The 18,207-nt window shown below is 73.7% G+C and carries 18 protein-coding genes and 2 pseudogenes; 6 read left to right on the top strand and 14 right to left on the bottom strand.

Annotated elements, in window-relative coordinates; all coding sequences use genetic code 11:
- The 3 genes and pseudogenes from ACFVX9_RS27690 to ACFVX9_RS27680 form a co-directional block, all read left to right on the top strand.
- Nucleotides 1-963: pseudogene (locus ACFVX9_RS27690) on the top strand (hypothetical protein); the annotation flags it as partial.
- Nucleotides 964-1,182: 219 nt separating this feature from the next.
- Complete coding sequence (locus ACFVX9_RS27685; protein ID WP_380374391.1) at nt 1,183-2,115, top strand: DsbA family protein; 933 nt, start codon at nt 1,183-1,185, stop codon at nt 2,113-2,115.
- A gap of 237 nt (nt 2,116-2,352) precedes the next feature.
- Complete coding sequence (locus tag ACFVX9_RS27680) at nt 2,353-3,231, top strand: DsbA family protein (RefSeq protein ID WP_387984087.1); 879 nt, start codon at nt 2,353-2,355, stop codon at nt 3,229-3,231.
- 49 nt (nt 3,232-3,280) lie between these two features.
- On the opposite strand, the gene ACFVX9_RS27675 is transcribed toward ACFVX9_RS27680, so the two are convergent.
- A complete protein-coding gene (locus tag ACFVX9_RS27675; protein ID WP_387984085.1) occupies nt 3,281-3,745 on the bottom strand; it encodes an STAS domain-containing protein in 465 nt (154 codons plus the stop codon).
- 177 nt (nt 3,746-3,922) lie between these two features.
- Nucleotides 3,923-4,252: a helix-turn-helix transcriptional regulator gene (locus tag ACFVX9_RS27670; protein ID WP_387984083.1), complete on the bottom strand. Its 330-nt coding sequence runs from the start codon at nt 4,250-4,252 to the stop codon at nt 3,923-3,925.
- 418 nt (nt 4,253-4,670) lie between these two features.
- Here ACFVX9_RS27670 and ACFVX9_RS27665 point away from each other — a divergent pair, with 418 nt between their 5' ends.
- Complete coding sequence (locus ACFVX9_RS27665) at nt 4,671-6,815, top strand: catalase (protein WP_387984081.1); 2,145 nt, start codon at nt 4,671-4,673, stop codon at nt 6,813-6,815.
- A gap of 139 nt (nt 6,816-6,954) precedes the next feature.
- Here ACFVX9_RS27665 and ACFVX9_RS27660 read toward each other — a convergent pair whose 3' ends face one another.
- The 12 genes and pseudogenes from ACFVX9_RS27660 to ACFVX9_RS27605 all read right to left on the bottom strand — a co-directional run bounded on the left by ACFVX9_RS27660 (nt 6,955) and on the right by ACFVX9_RS27605 (nt 15,861).
- A complete protein-coding gene (locus tag ACFVX9_RS27660) occupies nt 6,955-7,413 on the bottom strand; it encodes an SRPBCC family protein (protein ID WP_063352569.1) in 459 nt (152 codons plus the stop codon).
- Between the two features lie 121 nt (nt 7,414-7,534).
- Complete coding sequence (locus ACFVX9_RS27655) at nt 7,535-8,344, bottom strand: ribonuclease BN (protein WP_387984079.1); 810 nt, start codon at nt 8,342-8,344, stop codon at nt 7,535-7,537.
- Nucleotides 8,345-8,594: 250 nt separating this feature from the next.
- Nucleotides 8,595-9,020, bottom strand: a complete 426-nt coding sequence (locus tag ACFVX9_RS27650; RefSeq protein WP_380478838.1) for an ATP-binding protein — start codon at nt 9,018-9,020, stop codon at nt 8,595-8,597.
- Nucleotides 9,021-9,165: 145 nt separating this feature from the next.
- On the bottom strand, nt 9,166-9,531 hold the full coding sequence (locus ACFVX9_RS27645; protein ID WP_380374374.1) for a hypothetical protein: 366 nt from the start codon (nt 9,529-9,531) through the stop codon (nt 9,166-9,168).
- A 130-nt stretch (nt 9,532-9,661) separates the two neighbouring features.
- Nucleotides 9,662-11,992 (bottom strand): PP2C family protein-serine/threonine phosphatase, encoded by a 2,331-nt coding sequence (locus tag ACFVX9_RS27640; RefSeq protein ID WP_387984076.1) that lies wholly within the window; start codon nt 11,990-11,992, stop codon nt 9,662-9,664.
- Nucleotides 11,989-12,213 carry a response regulator gene (locus ACFVX9_RS27635; protein ID WP_387984093.1) on the bottom strand — a complete coding sequence of 75 codons (225 nt, stop codon included), beginning with the start codon at nt 12,211-12,213 and terminating at the stop codon, nt 11,989-11,991. The genes ACFVX9_RS27640 and ACFVX9_RS27635 overlap by 4 nt, the downstream gene beginning before the upstream one ends.
- Before the next feature lie 36 nt (nt 12,214-12,249).
- Nucleotides 12,250-12,555, bottom strand: a pseudogene (locus ACFVX9_RS27630) (hypothetical protein); the annotation flags it as partial.
- 185 nt (nt 12,556-12,740) lie between these two features.
- Nucleotides 12,741-13,118 (bottom strand): STAS domain-containing protein, encoded by a 378-nt coding sequence (locus ACFVX9_RS27625; protein WP_380374367.1) that lies wholly within the window; start codon nt 13,116-13,118, stop codon nt 12,741-12,743.
- A gap of 37 nt (nt 13,119-13,155) precedes the next feature.
- Nucleotides 13,156-13,314: a hypothetical protein gene (locus tag ACFVX9_RS27620; RefSeq protein WP_380561081.1), complete on the bottom strand. Its 159-nt coding sequence runs from the start codon at nt 13,312-13,314 to the stop codon at nt 13,156-13,158.
- A 103-nt stretch (nt 13,315-13,417) separates the two neighbouring features.
- The gene (locus tag ACFVX9_RS27615; RefSeq protein WP_387984091.1) at nt 13,418-14,392 is read right to left on the bottom strand and encodes a SigB/SigF/SigG family RNA polymerase sigma factor; all 975 of its coding nucleotides are present in this window, start codon (nt 14,390-14,392) and stop codon (nt 13,418-13,420) included.
- 416 nt (nt 14,393-14,808) lie between these two features.
- Nucleotides 14,809-15,294 (bottom strand): ATP-binding protein, encoded by a 486-nt coding sequence (locus ACFVX9_RS27610; RefSeq protein ID WP_380374360.1) that lies wholly within the window; start codon nt 15,292-15,294, stop codon nt 14,809-14,811.
- A 12-nt stretch (nt 15,295-15,306) separates the two neighbouring features.
- The gene (locus ACFVX9_RS27605; RefSeq protein ID WP_380478846.1) at nt 15,307-15,861 is read right to left on the bottom strand and encodes an STAS domain-containing protein; all 555 of its coding nucleotides are present in this window, start codon (nt 15,859-15,861) and stop codon (nt 15,307-15,309) included.
- Nucleotides 15,862-16,208: 347 nt separating this feature from the next.
- Between ACFVX9_RS27605 and ACFVX9_RS27600 the strand changes: the two genes are divergently transcribed.
- Nucleotides 16,209-17,351, top strand: a complete 1,143-nt coding sequence (locus tag ACFVX9_RS27600; protein ID WP_387984073.1) for an AI-2E family transporter — start codon at nt 16,209-16,211, stop codon at nt 17,349-17,351.
- Nucleotides 17,352-17,534: 183 nt separating this feature from the next.
- Nucleotides 17,535-18,065 (top strand): hypothetical protein, encoded by a 531-nt coding sequence (locus ACFVX9_RS27595; RefSeq protein ID WP_380478850.1) that lies wholly within the window; start codon nt 17,535-17,537, stop codon nt 18,063-18,065.
- Nucleotides 18,066-18,207: the final 142 nt, after the last annotated feature.

The following is an 18,207-nucleotide window of genomic DNA, read 5'->3' as shown; positions in this document are numbered from 1 at the left end:
ACCACCGTTCCGCCCGGCGCCACCGCGTACTGGCGGATCACCGTCACCAACACCGACGGCGTCGACATCTCCGGCATCACCCTGACGGATACCGTCACCCCGGCATGCGCCACAGCCGCCGGCACCTTCAACCTCGCAGCAGGAGCGAACAAGCAGATCTTCTGCTCCAGCTCGCACCTGACGGAGTCGACGACGAACACCGTCACGGCCACGTTCCCCGGTCCCGGTGGGACGCCCATCACCACCCCGCCCTCCGAGGCCACGGCGAACGTTCCCTCGCTGGCCATCAACAAGGAGGTCTGCCAGTCCGACGTCCCCGGCAACTGCGCCGAGGGCGGGTCCGGTCCATGGGGCAAGGAGACGACTCTCCACAAGAACGACGGCAAGGAGGACTGTGACCGCGACAAGTGCAAGGCGTACTGGCGGATCACCGTCACCAACACCGGCACGGTCGACATCAGCGGCATCACACTGAACGACCAGCAGGAGGCCTCCTGCGTCGTCGCTGCGGGGATGTTCAGTCTGGCCTCCGGGCAGGAGAAGAGGTTCTTCTGCTCCAGCGTCATCACGGAGGACACGACCAACACCGTGACGGCCTCCTTCCTGCCGCCGAACGCCGCGCCCGGGACCCCGCCGATCACCACTCCCCCGTCCTCCGCGATCGCACGCTGCACCCCGCCCTGCGACAGGGACAAGTGCAACGAGCACAAGCCCGAACCGGGTGACGGCCACGGCCACGGCGGTCACGGCGACGGGATGGAGGTCGGCCACGGACCGGAGCCGGCCGGCTACCCGCAGCCGGGTGGCGGCAACGTCTCCGGCCCGAACGGCGGGGTCCTGCCGCACACCGGCGCCGCTGTGGTGCCCTTCACCCTCACGAGCGCGCTCCTGGCGGGCCTCGGCGCCCTGCTGGTCGTGGTCGTCAGGGTTCGGCGGAACCGGAAGGGAGTGAGGAGCGAGTGATCGCAGCCTGACCGGGGTCTGATCGGCCCCGACCGGTGGCCCGGGAACACCCGTTTCCGGGCCACCGCCCTGTCGTGGCGTTGCTGCGTTCGCATAATTGCTGATTGACGATCGGTACGGTGAGCAGCTCATCGCTCTGCTCATGTCTATAAACGGGGGGGAACAAGGCAATCACTCGACATCCGGCCGTCGAGTGTCGAACCGATTGGAACGAATCCCATGGCCTTCTGGGACGACGAGGATGCCCCGAATCCGACAGATGACTCCCCCGCGCCGTCCGATCGGCGGCAATCCGTCCGGACCGGGTCGGCGCACCGGACCCGCAAGCGCGTCCTGCTGGCCGTCACCGTGGCGGCCGTGGTCGTCGGCGGCGGATTCCTGTTCCGTCCGGGGTTCGGACCCGACCACGCCGAACCCCCGTCCGGGTCCAGCGGGGACTCGATCCCGGTCGGCTACCAGCAGGCACCCGCCACGCTGGTGGTCTACGAGGACTACGACTGCGCCGCCTGCCGGAAGTTCGCCGAGCGGTTCGACCCGACACTCCGCCAGCTGGTCGCCGAGAATCGCCTGGTCATCCAATACCACCCGGTGACGACCGACGGCCGCAAGACCTCGGCCCAGGCCGCCAACGCGGCGGCGTGCGCCCAGGACGCGGGAAAGTTCACCGCCTTCCGCGAGGTGCTCGTCGCGGAAGGCAAGCAGGATCCGGACGCGAAGCAGGACCTGCGCTCGCTCGCCGACCGGGTGAGCGAGCTGCGGTCCGCGGCGTTCGACCGGTGCGTCGACGACGGCACGCACGCGGGCTGGGTGAGCCGCGAGAGCGGCACGTTCGCGAAACAGTTCCACACGGACGCACCGGTGGCCGTGCTCAACGGCGACCGGGTCGAAATCGACGGTGACGGAGCTGCCACCAAGCTGTGGAAGACGGTCGAGGACCTCGCGCTGAAGGACCCTGGCTTCCACCCGCCGGTGAGCACCCCGTCGCACCCGCGCGCCTCGACGGGCCCGGCCGCCACCGCCTCGGGCTCGGCGCACGCGGCCTCCTCCGCCTCGGCGGCCTCCTCGCCCAGCAGGGCGAGGACGGCCGAAGCGTCCGGGCGTACGGCGGCGGCTTCCGGCGCCAGGGAGTCATCACACGCTTCCGACGACTGACGACCAGTCGCCCCGGCCGTTGTCACGCGACGGAACACCCCCGCCCGGTTCAGCGCCGCGCGTCACTCCCGGTCAGGACCGACCCGGCGGCTGAGGGCCACTGCGAGACGGCGGCCCGGAGTAATTCTTCCGGTAGACGCGGAAGGGCGGATAGGTATTCCGTCCCCTCCGTGGGCAGAACTCGCACCGAACAATTCGGGTTCAACGTTCAGAAACCAACCAGCGAACGAGGGGAACATGAGCCGGGCAAATCGAAATGGGAAGCTGATTGCACATGAGCGCAGGCGCGCGGAACGCGCGGCGCGGGAAATTCTCGCGAAACGTCGACGCCGTTTCATGGCATTCGGCCTCGTGCCCGCCGTCGTGACCTCTGCGGTGATCACAGGGGTCGTCGTGCAGACGTACCGGTCCCAGGACGACCGGCCCGCCCTGGCGCCCCTCGGAACCGTGGCCGGAGGCAAGGCCATCGAGGTGGGGGCGGAGAAGGCTCCGGCCACCCTGGAGGTATACGAGGACTTCCGCTGCCCCGCCTGCCAGGCGGCCGAGGCGCGCCTCGGCGAGGTACTGCAGAAGTACGTGCAGTCCGGTCGGCTGCGCCTGGAGTACCACCCCCTCGCGGCCATTGACGCCGGCCTTGGCGGGAAGGGTTCGCTGCGAGCGGCCAACGCCGTCGCGTGCGCGCAGGACCTGGCCAAATTCGCCCATTACCATGCCGTCCTCTTCTCCAACCAACCCGAGGAGAAGAACGACAGGTTCGCCGACCGTGCGGAACTCCTTCGGCTCGCCGAAAATGTCCCCGGACTGCGGACACCGGCTTTTGAGCAATGCGTCAACAAGGGAACGCACGAGGCTTGGGTGCGCACTGTCACGGAGGAGTTCCGCGACCACGAATTCCGGGGGACGCCGGCCTTGCTGCTCAACGGCAAGCAGCTCGACGGGCATGCCGGTGGGGCCATGGCCTCGAAGGAGGCGTTCGAGGGAGCGGTGCTCGAAGCCGTCGCCGAGGCCGGCGGGCCCTCACCGTCGCCCTCGGCGTCACTCCCCTCTTCGCCTGCGCAGCCGCCCGAGCATGCGGCCCGTCCGCGTTCGACGCCGAGTTCGGCCCCATCGCCCTGATCCGTACCGGCAGGCCCGCGCCAGGGGGGAGGGGGGAGTCGGCGTGTGGCTATGGGTCTGCGTTCTCGGTGTGCGGGGGGTCGGCGGGGCGTTCGGTGGCGGCGGGGGTGAAGAGGCCGGTCGTCTCGGTGATCGCGAGCAGGCGCTCGACCTGGGTGCTGGCCGCGGTGATCGCGAGGGTGCGGTCGGTGCGGTGCGCGGTGCTGCGCAGGCCCAGCAGGAGGTTGAGGCCGGAGCTGTCGCAGAAGGGGACGGCGGACAGGTCGACGTCGAGCCCGGTGCCGCTGGCCCGCAGCGCGCGTCCGAGGGTCTCGTCCAGGCCGCCGACGACGTCGAGGTCGATCTCGCCGCGGACCGTCGCACGGACCCGGTCCCCTTCGACGGCGAGCCGGACCAGCAGGCCCTTGGCGACGTGCAGGTCCGCGGGCAGGCTCCCGTCGGCCGGGGGCGGCGCGGGGGATGGAGGAGTCGGGGTCGGGGCAGCGGGACGCGCCACGGGCGGCTTACCGCGCATGGTCTCTTCTCCTGCCTGTGAGCCATGGGACGACATCTCCAGCGTCTGCCGAATCCCTTCTCACGTCAACCAATACGTGAACGGAAATTCGTCAATGGCAATGCGTGCAATCGGGTTCGGCCATGCGTGCCATCGGGGTGTCATCGGCCTGTCATCGGCGTGCCATCGGCGGCGTGGTCAGCGCAGCAGGACGGCCAGTAGCTCCGCCAGCGTCGGGCCGCTGTCGGCGGGGTGGCGCAGCTGCTTGCCGTCGATGACGCGGTAGACGTTCGAGCGCCCGACCCGGTGGTGGCTGAGATAGCCCGCCGCTTCGAGGTCGACGATGATCCGCTGGACCGCTCGCTCGGTCAGCAGGCAGCTGGTCGCGATGTCACGCACCCTGATGCCCGGGTCCCGGGCGATCTGCACCAGGACGCGCGCGTGATTGGTCAGGAACGTCCACTGGCGCCCGATGGCCGGCTGTTCTTCCACGCCCTCAGGATAGGGCGGTCGCGTTGGCTGAGACATGAGAGGAATTCGCGTGCTCCTTCCCGCTTTTCGTGGTCGCGGCGCGGTCTCGCGCACGGCCTGCATCCGCTCGCCGATCTCCCCCCTTGTGGTCCTCCCGGTGGTCCTCCCGGTGGTCCTCCCGCAACAGGACGATGGCATCGTTCGACATTGCCCGTCTCCTCACTCAGAGGCTTCCCCTCCCGACTCCGGCGTGTCCCCCGCTGCCCCTGTGCCAAACACCGCACTCAAACACCGCACTCAAACACCGCGCTCAAACATCGCGCGCCTCTGCCGAACACCGCTGACCTCCTGCTTCGGCGCCGACGGCCGCTCGCGCGCGGTTTGCCGGGCCGCCCATCGGGCAGCCGCCCCGCCGACACGAGCCGGGGCCGACGGCCCGGCCGCCCCGCGCCGTTCCCAGGACGGAGACCGCGACATGCCCATCAACCCCGAAACCCCCCAGCCCGAGCCGCCCGCCGACCCCGGACCCGACGCCAAGGACACCACCGACGCCAAGGACGCCGCACTCGACGCCTTCCGCGCCCCGGACCCGGACGGCCCGCTCACCACCGACCAGGGTGTGCGCGTCGACGACACCGACAACTCGCTCGTCATCGGCGACCGCGGCCCCACCCTGCTGGAGGACTTCCACCTCCGCGAGAAGCTCACCCACTTCGACCACGAGCGCATCCCCGAACGCGTGGTGCACGCCCGCGGTGCCGGCGCCTACGGCTTCTTCGAACCGTACGAGTCGCTCGCCGGGTTCACCTGCGCCGACTTCCTCCAGGAGGCCGGGCGCCGCACCCCGGTGTTCGTACGTTTCTCGACCGTGCAGGGACCGCGCGGCTCCGCCGACACCGTACGGGACGTCCGCGGCTTCGCCACCAAGTTCTACACCCGGCACGGGAATTACGACCTGGTGGGCAACAACATGCCGGTGTTCTTCATCCAGGACGCCGTCAAGTTCCCGGACTTCGTCCACGCGGTGAAGCCCGAACCGCAGAACGAGATCCCCACCGGCGCCTCCGCGCACGACACCTTCTGGGACTTCTGCTCGCTCCAGCCCGAGTCCACCCACATGCTGATGTGGGTGATGTCCGACCGGGCGATCCCGCGCAGCTACCGGATGATGCAGGGCTTCGGTGTGCACACCTTCCGCCTGGTGAACCGGGACGGGCGCGGCACGTTCGTCAAGTTCCACTGGCGGCCGCGGCTCGGCGTCTGCTCCCAGGTGTGGGACGAGGCCCAGGTCACCGCCGGGCGGGATCCGGACTTCCACCGCCGGGACCTGTGGGAGGCGATCGCGGCGGGGGACTTCCCCGAATGGGAGCTCGGTGTCCAACTGGTCACGGCGAAGGACGAGTTCGCCTTCCCCTTCGACCTGCTGGACCCGACGAAGCTGATCCCGGAGGAACTGGTGCCGGTGCGTCCGGTGGGGCGGATGGTCCTCGACCGCAACCCGCAGAACTTCTTCGCCGAGACCGAGCAGGTGGCCTTCCACACCGCCAACGTGGTGCCCGGGATCGACTTCACCAACGACCCGCTGCTCCAGGGCCGCAACTTCTCCTACCTGGACACCCAGCTGATCCGCCTGGGCGGCCCCAACTTCGGCCAGCTGCCCGTCAACCGCCCGCTGGCCGAGGTGCGGACCAACCACCGCGACGGCTACGGCCAGCAGGTCGTCCACTCGGGGACGAGTTACGCACCGAACTCGGTGGGCGGCGGCTGCCCGTTCACCATGGGCGGCGGCCACCTGCCGGAGGGGGTGTTCCAGCACTACCAGCAACGGGTCAACGGCAGGGCGATCCGGCGGCGCAGCCCCAGCTTCGCCGACCACTACAGCCAGGCCGCGCTGTTCTGGCGCAGCATGGCGGGCTGGGAGCAGCGGCACATCACCGCCGCGTTCGCGTTCGAGCTCGGCAAGGTGGGCGACCAGGAGGTGCGGCGCCGGATGGTCGGCAACCTGGTGCGCGTGGACCCCGACCTGGCGGCGGAGGTCGCCCGGCGCATCGGCGTGCCCGAGCCACAACCGTCACCCGGAGACCGGGCGGCAGCGAAGGGCGACGAGTCGGCGGGCGCCCGGGTCTCCCCGGCGCTCAGCCTGGAGAACCTGCGCGGCAGCGGCATCCGTACCCGCAAGGTCGCCGTGCTGGCCGCCCCCGGGGTCGACGGCGGCCAGGTGCGGGCCGCGCACGAGCGGCTGGGCGCGCAGGGCGCCGTCGTGGAGACGCTGGCCGCGCACGGCGGTCACGTGGCCGCCCGTGGCGGTGGCCCTCTGCTGGTGGACCGCCCGCTGCCCACCACCGCCTCGGTGCTGTACGACGCGGTGGTGGTTCCGGACGGCGCCGGGCCCGCGCTGGCCGCCGATCCGGACGCCGTCCGCTTCCTCGCGGAGGCGCTGCGCCACGGCAAGCCGGCGGCGCTGCTCGGCTCCGGCGTCGACCTGGCCCGGGCGGGCGGTTACGACGCGCCCGGGAGCCTGGCCGGCGTCGCGCTCCACGACCCGCAGGAGCCGGCGGATCCGGCCCTGTGGGACGGCTTCGCCCGGCTGGTCGAGCGGCACCGCTTCCCGGAGCGCTGACCCCACAGCGGCGCCACGTCCGTGCCCGTGCCCGCCGGCGGGGCACGGGCACACGGCGGCCCCGACCGTTCGAGCCGGGGCCGCCGCCAGGGGGTGCGGTCAGGGGGGTGCGGTCAGGGGACGTGGACGGTGACGGGGCTCAGCCGGGGGTGATCCGGCCGCGCCAGCCACCCTCCTCCCGGCCCTGGTCCTCGATGAAGTCCTTGAAGCGCCGGAGGTCCCCCTTGACCCTGCGGTCGACCATGCCCAGCATGTCGCCGGTCTTCTCGGCCATCCCCTCCGGCTGGAAGTTGATGGCCAGGTTGATCCGGGTGTGCCGGTCGTCCAGTTCCTGGAAGGTGACGACGCCCTTCTGCCGCACGTCGCCGTCCGTCGTGCGCCAGGCGATCCGCTCGTCGGGCAGCTGGTCGATGATCTCGGTGTCGAACTCGCGGGTGACGCCGCCGATACTGGTCCGCCAGTGGTTGTGGCGCTCGTCCAGCTGGGTCACCGCGTCGACGCCCTCCATGAAGCGCGGGAACTCCTCGAACTGGGTCCACTGGTTGTACGCGGCGTGCAGCGGCACGTCGACGTCGACCGTCTCCTTCACCATGCTCATCTGGGGCCTCCTCACGTGTGCGGTGGCCGAGCCTTTCCCGGCCGCCCGCGCGCCTGCCCGCTGCGCCGCGCCCTAACCCACCCGCACGCCGTAGCACCGGCCACCCGGCTTGGCGCCGGCGCTACGGCGTGCGGCGGGCCTGGACCACGGCGCGCCCGGCCAGCGCGCCGCCGTAGACGGTGTAGCCGACGCCGATCAGCCAGGACTGGACGATCAGTACCGTCCCGACCGTCCCGTAGGAGACCGCGTTGGACACCAGCAGCGGCGCGAAGACCAGCCGGGAGAAGAGCCGCAGACCCGCCAGCGCCACCATGGTCGCGACGGCTCCGGGCAGCAGCTGCCTCGGCGGGACGCGTCCGGCGAGCAGCAGGTGCTGGAGCCACCAGAACAGCAAGAGGCCGCCGACGGTCGTGACGGCGATGCGGAAGGAGGGCTGGACGGCCGAGTGGTGCCAGGGCATGCCGCTGGAGGCGGCCAGCACGATGTACCCGATCAGCCCGGCCAGGCCCAGGGTCTGGCGCCAGACCGCGTGCCACGGGCCGCGGTCGAGCTCCCACACGCGCTCGTAGACGCCCTGGACGGACGCCATCAACGAGACCCCGAAGACCGCCAGCGCGGCCAGGCCGAAGCCCGTGGTCGTGCTGAGCACCTGGCCCCGGGAGGCGAAGAGCCGGTGGACGGCGTCGGCGCCCGCCCCGCTCAGGCCGAGGCCGTCGGTGATCCACTCGGAGATCCCGCTGCCGCGCGAGGGGAAGGCGGCCGCGATGACGATCAGCAGCGGCACGAGGGTCACGAAGAAGAGCGCCGCGAAGGCCATCGAGCGCTGGAGCAGTTCGATGGTGCGGCCGTGTTCCCACACGCCGACGACGGCCGCCCGCAGGACCTGCCACCAGCTGCGGGCGATCTCCGTCAACCGGCTGCGGCGGCGCACGCCGCTCAACCCAGGACGCCGCGCGGCGACGGCGACGGCGGGGACGGGGACGGGGACGGTCGGTTCACGGCCACTGGATCCTCGCTGTGCTCGACGCCCACGGACGGACCTGCCCCGTCAGGATGCCACCGCGCGTGGCGCGTCCGGCGCTCCGGCGTCGCGACCGGCACCCGGTGGCGCCGGGTGGCCGCGCGCGGACACCGCTCCTCCCGGACGCGGAACACCCGCCCGGCAGGCCGCCGACAGACCATCAGCTCGCGGCCAGCCGCAGGTCGCACCACACCGTCTTGCCCGTCCCCGACGGGTGCCAGCCCCAGCGCAGGGTGAGCCGGCTCAGCAGGAACAGGCCGAGGCCTCCCGATTCGTCCGGGGGGTGCGGGGGCCGGGGCAGCGGCGGGCGCGGGCTGGCGTCGCTGACCTCGATCCGCAGCCGGCCGGTGGCGCGGATCAGGAGCAGCGTCCCGGGCTCGCCGGCGTGGCGCAGGGCGTTGCCGACGAGTTCGGAGACCAGCAGGACGGCGTCGGCGACCAGCAGCGGGTCGCCGACGTCGGCCAGGAACTCGGCGGTGAAGGCCCGGGCGTCGGCGGCCGCCCCGGGGTGGGCCCGGAGCGGCAGCCGCTGCGCCCACGGCCTCGTGGGGAGCGGGCGTCCGGCGGAAGGCCGTGGTCCGGTCATGCGGTCGCGTCCTTCCCCGGCCCGGTGAGGGGCCCGTGGTCGTCGTGGGATCGGCTCCGGGGGCGTCGCCGCCTCAGTGGCCGAACAGGTGGCGGATCCGGCCGCCGCGCGGGGGCTCGACCGGTAGGCCGACGTCCTGGCCGCCCTACTGGGCGGGGCGTTCCTCGGGCGGCGCGGGCTGCTCGCCCCCGTCGGGCGGGAGGGGTCGCTCGGGCGGGTCCGGCCGCACCACCGGCTGGGACCGCTGGTGGGCCGCCCGGTGCGCGGCCGGCCGGACGGGGCGTCGGGTTCGCCGGGACCGCCGGACCGTCAGGACCATCAGGGCCAGGCCCAGGCAGAAGAGCAGGGCGAGGGCCAGCCCGGCGAGGAAGATGCCCAGGCTGTCGAGCGCCGGCAGGCGGATGCCCAGCACCGTCGCCTGGTAGTCGGGCCCGCCGGAGAGGTTGTCCGCGATCAGCAGTCCGGCGAAGGCACCGGCCGCCGCCATCAGCAGGAGTCCTAGCAGCAACATGGGGAGTCCTCTCCGTCGTCCGGTTCCGGTCGCCCCCGCAGGGCCGCGCCTACCCGGGCGGGCCCGTGCCTAACGCCGCGCTTCGCGGGCCTGCTCAGGGCGAGGGGACCGGGGTTCACGCGGCAGGGGGCTACCGGCTCTGGACGGCGATCAGGCAGGTGTCGTCGTCGGTGTCGGCGGGGCTGAGCTCCAGCAGCCGGTCGAGGTAGCGCTCCAGGTCGGGGCCGGGGGCTCCGGCGGCGCGGATCAGCTGGTCGACGGACTCCTCGACCGGGCGGTCCCGGCGTTCGACCAGGCCGTCGGTGTAGAGGACCAGGACGTCGCCCGGCGGCAGGTGGGCGGTGTGCTCCTCGTACCGGGCGTCGTCCAGGGCGCCGAGGAGCACGCCGTGCGGCAGCGGCAGCACCTGGGCGCCGTCCGCTCCGACCAGGATCGGGGGCAGGTGCCCGGCCCGCGCCCAGCGCAGTTCGCCGACGGCCGGGTCGATGAGCACGCAGACGGCCGTCGCGGTGATCTGGCCGGGTTCGCGCAGGGCGACGGTGTTGGCCCACTCCAGCATCCGGGCCGGGCCGGCCCCGGTGACGGCGAGGCCGCGCAGCGCGTGCCGCAGGGCGACCATGCCGGTGGCCGCGCCGACGCCGTGCCCGGCGACGTCCCCGACGGTGAGCAGCACCCGCTTGTCGGGCAGCAGCAGCACGTCGTACCAGTCGCCGCCGACCCGGTCGTGCTGGGCGGCGGGGCGGTAGCGGACGGCGGCGCGCAGGCCGGCCGGGCCGAGCGGGGGCGGAGCGGCGGGCAGGAGGGCCTGCTGGAGCCGCAGCGCCAGTCGCTCGCTGTCGGCGGTCTCCTGCTCGCTGTCGGCCAGGCGTGCCCGGGTGGCGCCGAGTGCGACCTCCGTACGGTGCTGGGCGGACACGTCGTGGAAGGCGCCGCGCACCCCGGTGAGCCGGCCGTGGTCGTCGAGGAGGGGCTCGGCGATCACCCGGGTGTACCGGTGGGTGCCGTCCTGGTGGGCCAGGCGGACGACGGCGGAGGCGGTCCGGTGCCGGCGCTGGACGGTGTCCAGCAGGCGCCGGATCGCGGGCTCGTCGTCGGGGTGGGCGTGCCGGGCGAGCTGGGCCAGCGGGACCGGGTCGGTGTCGGGCGGCAGCCCGTAGATCTCGTGCAGGCCGTCGCTCCAGCGGATCCGGCCGTCGGCCGGGCACTCCTCGAACCCGGCCACCCGGGCCAACCGCTGGGCCTGGCGCAGCAGGGCGCTCTGCTCGGCCTCACCGGCCCGCGCGGTCTCCGTCTGCCAGCCGACCAGCACGCGGCCGCCGACGGGGGCCGCCGCGAGCAGGACGGTGGCGGGAAGCGCGAGTCCGCCCTGCTGGAAGACCAGCCGGACCCGCTCGCCGGGCAACGGGACCCCGGTCTCGTGCACCCGGATCAGCCGTTCGAAGAGGCCGCCGGCGCACGCGGCCGGGTAGACCTCCAGGAGCGAGGTGCCCTCCAGCGTGTCCCGGGGGCGGCCCAGTGGATCGCGGAAGTGCGCGTTGGTCCGCAGGAGCGTGAAGTCGGCGACCTCTCCTCGGCGGACGACCGGCTCCAGCAGCAGGGCCGGGGTGGGCAGGCCCTCCAGGAGGGCGGTGTCGTCGCCGGGCGGGACGGGGACGGGGGTGGGGGCGGCGTCGGCGTCGGCGTCGGCCAGGAGGGTCGCGCAGAGGTCGGCGAGGGCGTGGAGCCGACGGCGTTGGGGCCCGCCGAGCACGGGGGCGGGGGCGGGGGCGGGGCCGGGGCCGGGTGCGGGTGCGGGTGCGGGCCACAGGACCTCCAGCGCGCCCCGGCGGCGGCCTGCGTCGATCAGCGGGAGGACGGCCCGGGCCGAGCCGGCCCCCACCGACGGGCCTGCGGCCTCCGGATCGCCGGGCCACAGCTCCGCGCCGCCGACCACGACGCGCTGGGCCGGGGTGGGGACGCCGGGTGGCACCCGGCTCCAGGCGTCGGCCTCGGCAGCGGACAGCCCGGCGTGCGCGGCGAGGGCGAGCACACCGCCCGGCAGCCGCAGCCACAGCGCGACGGCGTGCGCGCCGAGCGCATCTGCCGTCTGCTCCAGGACGGCTTCGGCGACGCCTTGCAGATCAGCGATGGCGGCCAGCGCGGGCGTCACGGGTTCGGCTGTGCCCGCGAGCAGCCCGGGTGCCTGGCCGGGTGGCTGGCCAGGTGGCTGGCCGGACATCCCGGCGATGTCGGCGGCCAGGGCCGCCACGGGCACGGCGGCCTCCCGGGCGAGCCTGGCGAGTCGGGCGGCGGCTTCGGCGGGGAGCAGGCCGAGGCGTTCGGCCAGGATCCCGGTGGCCAGGTCGACGACGGCGCGGGCGCGGGCGTCGGCTTGCACCCGGGCGGCGGTGCTCTGGAGCCGGCGCACGGTTTCGGCGAGGGCCCGGGCCGTGGTGTCCGAGGGCTCGTGCCCGGCGGTCATGGCGTGTCCAGCCAGTGCCGCATCCGGCCGAGCAGGTGTCGGGTGTCGACGGGTTCGGTGACGTGGTTGTCGGCGCCAGCGGCGAGGCTCTTGTCCTGGTCCCCCGGCATGGCCTTGGCGGTGACGGCGATGACCGGCAGGCGGGCGAAGCGCTCGTCGGCGCGGATGGCGGCGATCGCGGTGTAGCCGTCGAGGCCGGGCATCATCACGTCCATCAGCATGAGGTCGGTCTCGGGGCGGGTACGCCGCAGGTCGAGCCCGGCGCGGCCGTCGGGGGCGTGCAGCAGGCGCTTCCAGGTGCCGGAGACGCCCTCGACCCGGGCCTGGCCACCGAGCCGGCCCTCGCTGCCGACCTCGCGGGCGATCCTGGTCACCTCGCCGGCGAACGCGGACGGCTGGTCGACCATGGTGTTGAAGATCGTCGCGATCTCCCCGAGCACGCCGGGCCGCTCGGGCGCGGGCCGGGTGGCGAAGTCCCCGTCGCGCACGGCGGTCAGCCCGGCGCGCAGGTGCCGCAGGGCCTGCTCGGCCGGATCGGCGCCGGGTGCCGGCCGCTCGTCCATCCGTTCCACCGCCCGGGTCCGCCGCACGCCCGGGGTGCCCGACCGGGCGCCCCGACCCCGGGGCGGCGGGCCGCCGCCCTGCTCCCACTGTGCCACCGGAGGGCGAAGGGCGACAGGCAGGACAGGTGTCGGTCCGACGGGCCGAGGCCCGGGGCCCGCGCGGCCCGGGGCGACGGGCCGCGCGTTCACTCCGGTGGCGCGTCCCGCAGCACGAAGACCTCGACGGCCCCGGTCAGTTCGAGCATCCGCAGGACCAGCGGGCGGGGGCGGGCCAGTTCGATCCGGCTGCCCTCGGCGGCCGCGCGGGCGTGGGCCCGGAGCATCGCGTTGAGCCCCGTGGAGTCGCAGAACTCCAGGCCCGCGCAGTCGAGCACGATGACGGTGAGGGGCGCGGCCAGGGCCGCGTCGAGGGCCGTGTGCAGGGCGCCGACCGAGTCGAGGTCGAGTTCGCCGTCCAGCGCGAGGACGGTGCCGCCGGCCCACGGCCGGGCCCGTGCGGTGAACCCGCCCGGCCCCGGGGCACCCGGCGCCGGGGCACGTCCGGTCGGTGGTCGGCGGGTCATGGTGTCGGCTCCTTCCGTTACCGGCCGGTCGGGCGGTTCACGCCGTACGGTACGCATCCGCTCGGGCGGGTGCGGGGCGCAGCCCGTGGCCGGGGGCGCCGTCCGCGCCGGGGGTGACGGTGCCGCCCGCCGGGTCGGGGGCGCCGTCGAAGGGCAACCGCTCGACCCGGACGTGGTCGGAAACCTTCGGGGACACGGTGTTCCTCCTTCATCACGCTTCATCACGCTTCGCCCAGGGCGGCCCCCCGCAGCGCGGCTATCCGCTGCGGGGGGCCGGAAACGCCCGGGAGGGAGGGAAATCAGCGCGGCGCCTCGGGTTCAGCGGCTCCCTCGTCGTCCGCTCCACAGTCGTCCGCTCCCTCGGGTTCGGCCGGACCTGCGGGTTCGTCCGCCCAGCCGGGGGCGTCGCGGTCCTCCAACTGCTCGCGCAGGCTGGTGAGGGTGGCGGTGAGCAGGCGGGAGACGTGCATCTGGGAGACGCCGATGCGCTCGGCGATCTGGGACTGGGTCCAGCCGTCCCAGAAGCGCAGTTTGAGCACCGTCTGATCGCGGCACGACAGGCGGGCGAGCAGGGGGCGCACGGCGGTGCGGAACTCCGCGAGTTCGATGCCGGGGTCGCAGGCCCCCAGGCGGTCGAGCATGGCGCAGCCGCTCTCGTCGAGGTCCTGCTCGCGCGGCGCGTCCAGCGAGTCGGGCCGGTAGACGCGGCCGGCGACCAGGCCCTCGGTGGCCTCCTCGACGGTGATGTGGAGGTCCTCGGCGATCTCGTCGGGGTGCGGGAGGCGGCCGAGTTCCTGCTCCAGCCGGTCGGATCCGCGGGCCACGGTCAGGTACAGCTCCTGCATGCCGCGCGGGACCCGGACCGGCCAGGAGGTGTCGCGGAAGAAGCGTTTGATCTCGCCGGCGATGGTGGGGATGGCGTAGGTGACGAACTCGACGCCGCGCTGCGGGTCGTAGCCGTCGACGGCCTTGATCAGGCCGATCGTGCCGACCTGGAGGATGTCATCCATGTCCTCGGCGCGGTGCCGGAAGCGGGCGGCGATGAAGCGCACCAGCGGCATGTTGAGTTCGATGATCGTGCCGCGCACGTAGCTGTACGCGTGCGTTTCGCGGGCGAGTGCGGCCAGGCGCTCGAACAGCGCGTCGCTGAGCTCGCGCGCCTCGTACTTGCCCATCGCGCGCAGTTGCGCGTCCGTCGGGCGGGGTGGCACGTCGGGCGGCAGGCCGGACGGCGGGGCGGCCGTCCGGTCGGTGGGGCGACCGGTTTCCATCATGGTGGACACGGTGGCTCTCTCCTGGGGCATCGGGGCGAACGCCCGGCACCGCGAGCGGCTCGCGCCGAACGCGACGGGGCTGCTTTCCGGAGGACCTGTGCCCGGCTTCCGTCGGGCGACGGTCCCGGTGGCACCCGGCGAGGGTGCGGACGCGACTGGCTGCGATCCACGGCCGCGTCATGCGTTCTCTACCCGACACACGACTTCCAATTCATGCTTTGGGCGGTTTATTACCTTATCTACGGGTGCACGCGCATGCCGACCACGCCGGTCAGGATGACCATCCCGACTCCCCCGGGCCCGGACACCGAGCCGCCCCCCACCCGAACCCCGCCCCGAAGCCGGGCGAGGACCCCGACCCGAAGCCGCCGCCCCAGCCGCACCCCGGTCAGACCTGACCCCCTGTTCCCGGGGGGTCAGAGCTGGAGGGCGCCGGGATCCACCGGGGGCGCGACCTCCAGCCAGACCAGCTTCCCCTCGCCCTCGGGCAGGCAGCCCCAGTCGCGCGCCAGCCGGTCCACCACCCGCAGGCCGTGGCCGCCGGGACGGCCCGGGTCCGCGAACGGGCGCAGCCGCGGCGCGGCCGGGCTGGCGTCCGAGACCTCCACCCGCAGCCGCTCGCCGTCCCAGCCCAGCCGCAGCTCCCGGGGACCGCCGGGCGCGTACAGGCACGCATTGGTGACCAGCTCCGACACCATCAGCAGCACGTCCTCCGCCGCCGCCAGCCGCCCGGCATCCGGCGCGGGCAGCCAGTGCCAGGCGAGCAACGCCGCACGGCTGAAGTCCCGGGACCGCTGGACCGCGCTCTCACTGCCGGCCAGTACGAGCCGCCTGGTCCGGTCGGAGCCGCTCGGCCGCTGGCCGGAGTCCTTCGGCAACGCTCCCTCCCCGGAGCTCTTCATGCCGGGTTCTCCTCACTCCACGTCGTCGCAGCCGCGCTGCGGCGGGTCCGCGGTCTTCAGAGCGGCGTCGAGGTCGGGGTGGATGCGCAGCACCGTATCGGCCTCCGTGATCGCGAACAGCCTCGCCACCACGGGCCTCGGACCGGCGAGTTCCAGCCGCAGGCCGGCCGCCTCGGCGTCCAGGCGTGCGCGCAGCAGCAGGTTCAGCCCGGTGGAGTCGCAGAACCTCAGGCCGGTGAGGTCGACGACGATCCATTCCTCGCCCCCGGCCACCGGACGGGACAGCGCCGTCCACAGCCCGTTCGCGCTGCCATGGTCCAGTTCGCCTTCGACGGAGACCACCCGCGCGCGGCCCTCCCGGCGCACCGCGACGCGAAGGCCGCCGGGTTGCTGCTCGGCCGGCCGTGGCAGGGCAGGCTCCCGGTCCGTTCGCGGCGGAGTCCTGTCGTCCCGACCGCCGTCCCGCGCGGCGGTTCGGGTCGCGCGTCCGGCCCGGGCCGGACGGACCGCCGCCCCGGGCAGGTCTGCCCCGGGCAGGGCCGGGCTCACCACCCGCTCCTCGTCCATGCCCCGCGTGTGCCCGCAGCCGTGGTGGCTACACGTGTGCTGGCGTTCTCCACCGTCGGGCACGTCGGCCTGTTCCTGACCGCCGCGGCAGCTGTGAACGCGAGCGTTTCCGGCCCACCGGCTGCTTCTTGCCCGTCGATCGTTTCCGGCCCGCCGACCGTTTCCGGACCCTCGCCCGTTTCCGGCCCGTCGGCCCGGGTAGCCGCGCGACGCCGGACGAAGCCCGGCAGACGCCAGGGAGGCCGCCCGTGCGAGTGAACGGCGCGAGACCGGCCCGGCGGCGCCACCCGACCCGGGTGGTCCCGCCCCGGGCGCGCCCCGTCGTGTCCGGCGGGTCCGGAGGCCGCGTGCCGGCCGGGCTGCGGACCGCCGCCGGGTACACCTGGCGGCTGCTCCTGCTCGGGGTGGCCGCCTACCTGGCCGTCTCCGTCCTCGGCCAGCTCCAGATGCCGGTCATCGCCGTGTTCCTGGCGCTGGTCATCACCTCGGTCCTGCGGCCGCTCGTCGACCTGCTGGCACGGACGCTGCCCCGCTCGATCGCCGTCCTGCTGGTCCTCGTGTGCGCCATCGTGGTCGTGGGCGGCGTTCTCGCCCTGGTGGGGACGACCGTCGCCGGCGAGTGGGGCCGGCTGGGCACCGAACTGCGCGGCGGCCTCGGGCAGATCGACCACCTGCTCGCCGGCGCCCCCTTCCACCTGCGGGCCGGCACCGTCACCGACCTGCGCGCGAAGCTCGGCGAGTTCATCACCGCACACCGCTCGGCGCTGCTCAGCACCGCGCTCAGCGGGGCGAGCCGGGTTGTCGAAATGCTCACCGGGCTGGCGCTCGCGGTGTTCTGCTCGGTGTTCTTCCTCCACTCCGGCGACCGGATGTGGTGCTGGGCGCAGCACCAGCTCCCGGCCCGGTCACGATCTGCCTGGAACCGCGCGGGGCACGCCGCGTGGCGCACCTTCGCCGGCTACACCCGGGGTGTGCTGATCGTGGCGGCGACCAACGCGGTGCTGGTCGGCATCGCGCTGGTCGTCCTGCGGGTGCCGCTCGTGCTGCCACTGATCATGTTGGAGTTCGTCGCGGCGCTCGTCCCGCTGATCGGCTCCCCCATCGCGCTGGCCGTCGCCGCGCTGGTCGCCCTGGCGGCCCGCGGCCCAGTGGTCGCGCTGCTGGTGCTCGGGCTGATCGTGGTCATCGGCCAGATCGAGGGCCATCTGCTGCACCCGCTGGTCATGGGCTGGTCCGTCCGGATCCACCCGGTGGCGATCGCGCTGTCGGTGATCGGCGGCGCCGTGCTGGCCGGTGTCCTCGGCGCGGTGGTGGCGGTGCCGGTGGTGTCGGTCGCCTGGGCGGTGATCTGCGAACTCCGCGACCACGGCCCACCACCCCGCCCGGGTCCACGCACCGGCCCCCCAACGGCACACCACGGGCAGCCGCACCGCCAACACGACGAACGCCGCCCCCCGCACCGACCCGCCCCCGGCCGGGGCCCCCGGTGATCGGACTGATCACACCACGACGGCCCGAAGGGTCGAATCTGCGCAGGGATTGCACGCGGCCCGTTCCCTTCCGGGCCGGGCGTCGTTGAGCAGGTGATTGACGTGATCCGGCCCGGACGGTCCGCGCATTGCCAAGTGACCCGCCCAGGGCTCGACCCATTGGCATGACGAGGGAGACTGACGATGAAGCTGAGTGTTCGACGCGGGCTGCTGGCGGCGGCCGCCACGGTCGGGCTGATCCTGGTGGCGGCCGCGCCGCAGGCCACGGCGGCCGGCCCGCAGCACCCCGCCTCCACCACCAGTACCGAGCAGGCGGGCGGGCAGCGGGTGGCGCCGGGGGACCCGGTCCGCGACGGGAGCCCGGACTCCGCGGTCGACCGGGTCGCCGACTTCTACGGCGCCTACATCGACGCCGTCTCCGACGGCACCGACAACCTGTCGGACGGCCTGCGCGCCCACTACCTCACGGCGGACTTCCAGCAGCGACTGGCCGCCTGGGAGCAGGCCAACCACGCCGACGGCGTCCTCCGCGCCCAGGACGTGCCCACCCACTGGGAGGTGCGGTACCACGACTCCGGAGCCGGCCACCTGTTCACCGTCGTCACCCTCACCTGGGGCACCGGCCCCAACGCCGGGCACACCAAGCTGGCCGTGCAGAGCGACCTGAGCACCAAGCTCATCTCGGACATCGAGGACGCCCCGGCCGGGTACTGACCCGACTCCCGCCGACTGCCGTCCGTGGTGGGGACGGGCCCCCAACCCGTCCCCCCCCCTCCCCCCCCCCCCCCCCCCCAGCCCCCCCCCCCCCCTCCTCCCCCCCCGAAAAAAAAACCCCACCAAACCCCACAACCCCCAC

The sequence above is a fragment of the Kitasatospora sp. NPDC058243 genome (assembly GCF_042882025.1).
Lineage (GTDB): Bacteria > Actinomycetota > Actinomycetes > Streptomycetales > Streptomycetaceae > Kitasatospora.
Note: the sequence above shows the minus strand (reverse complement) of the source record. Positions and strands in the feature narration are given on the sequence as shown.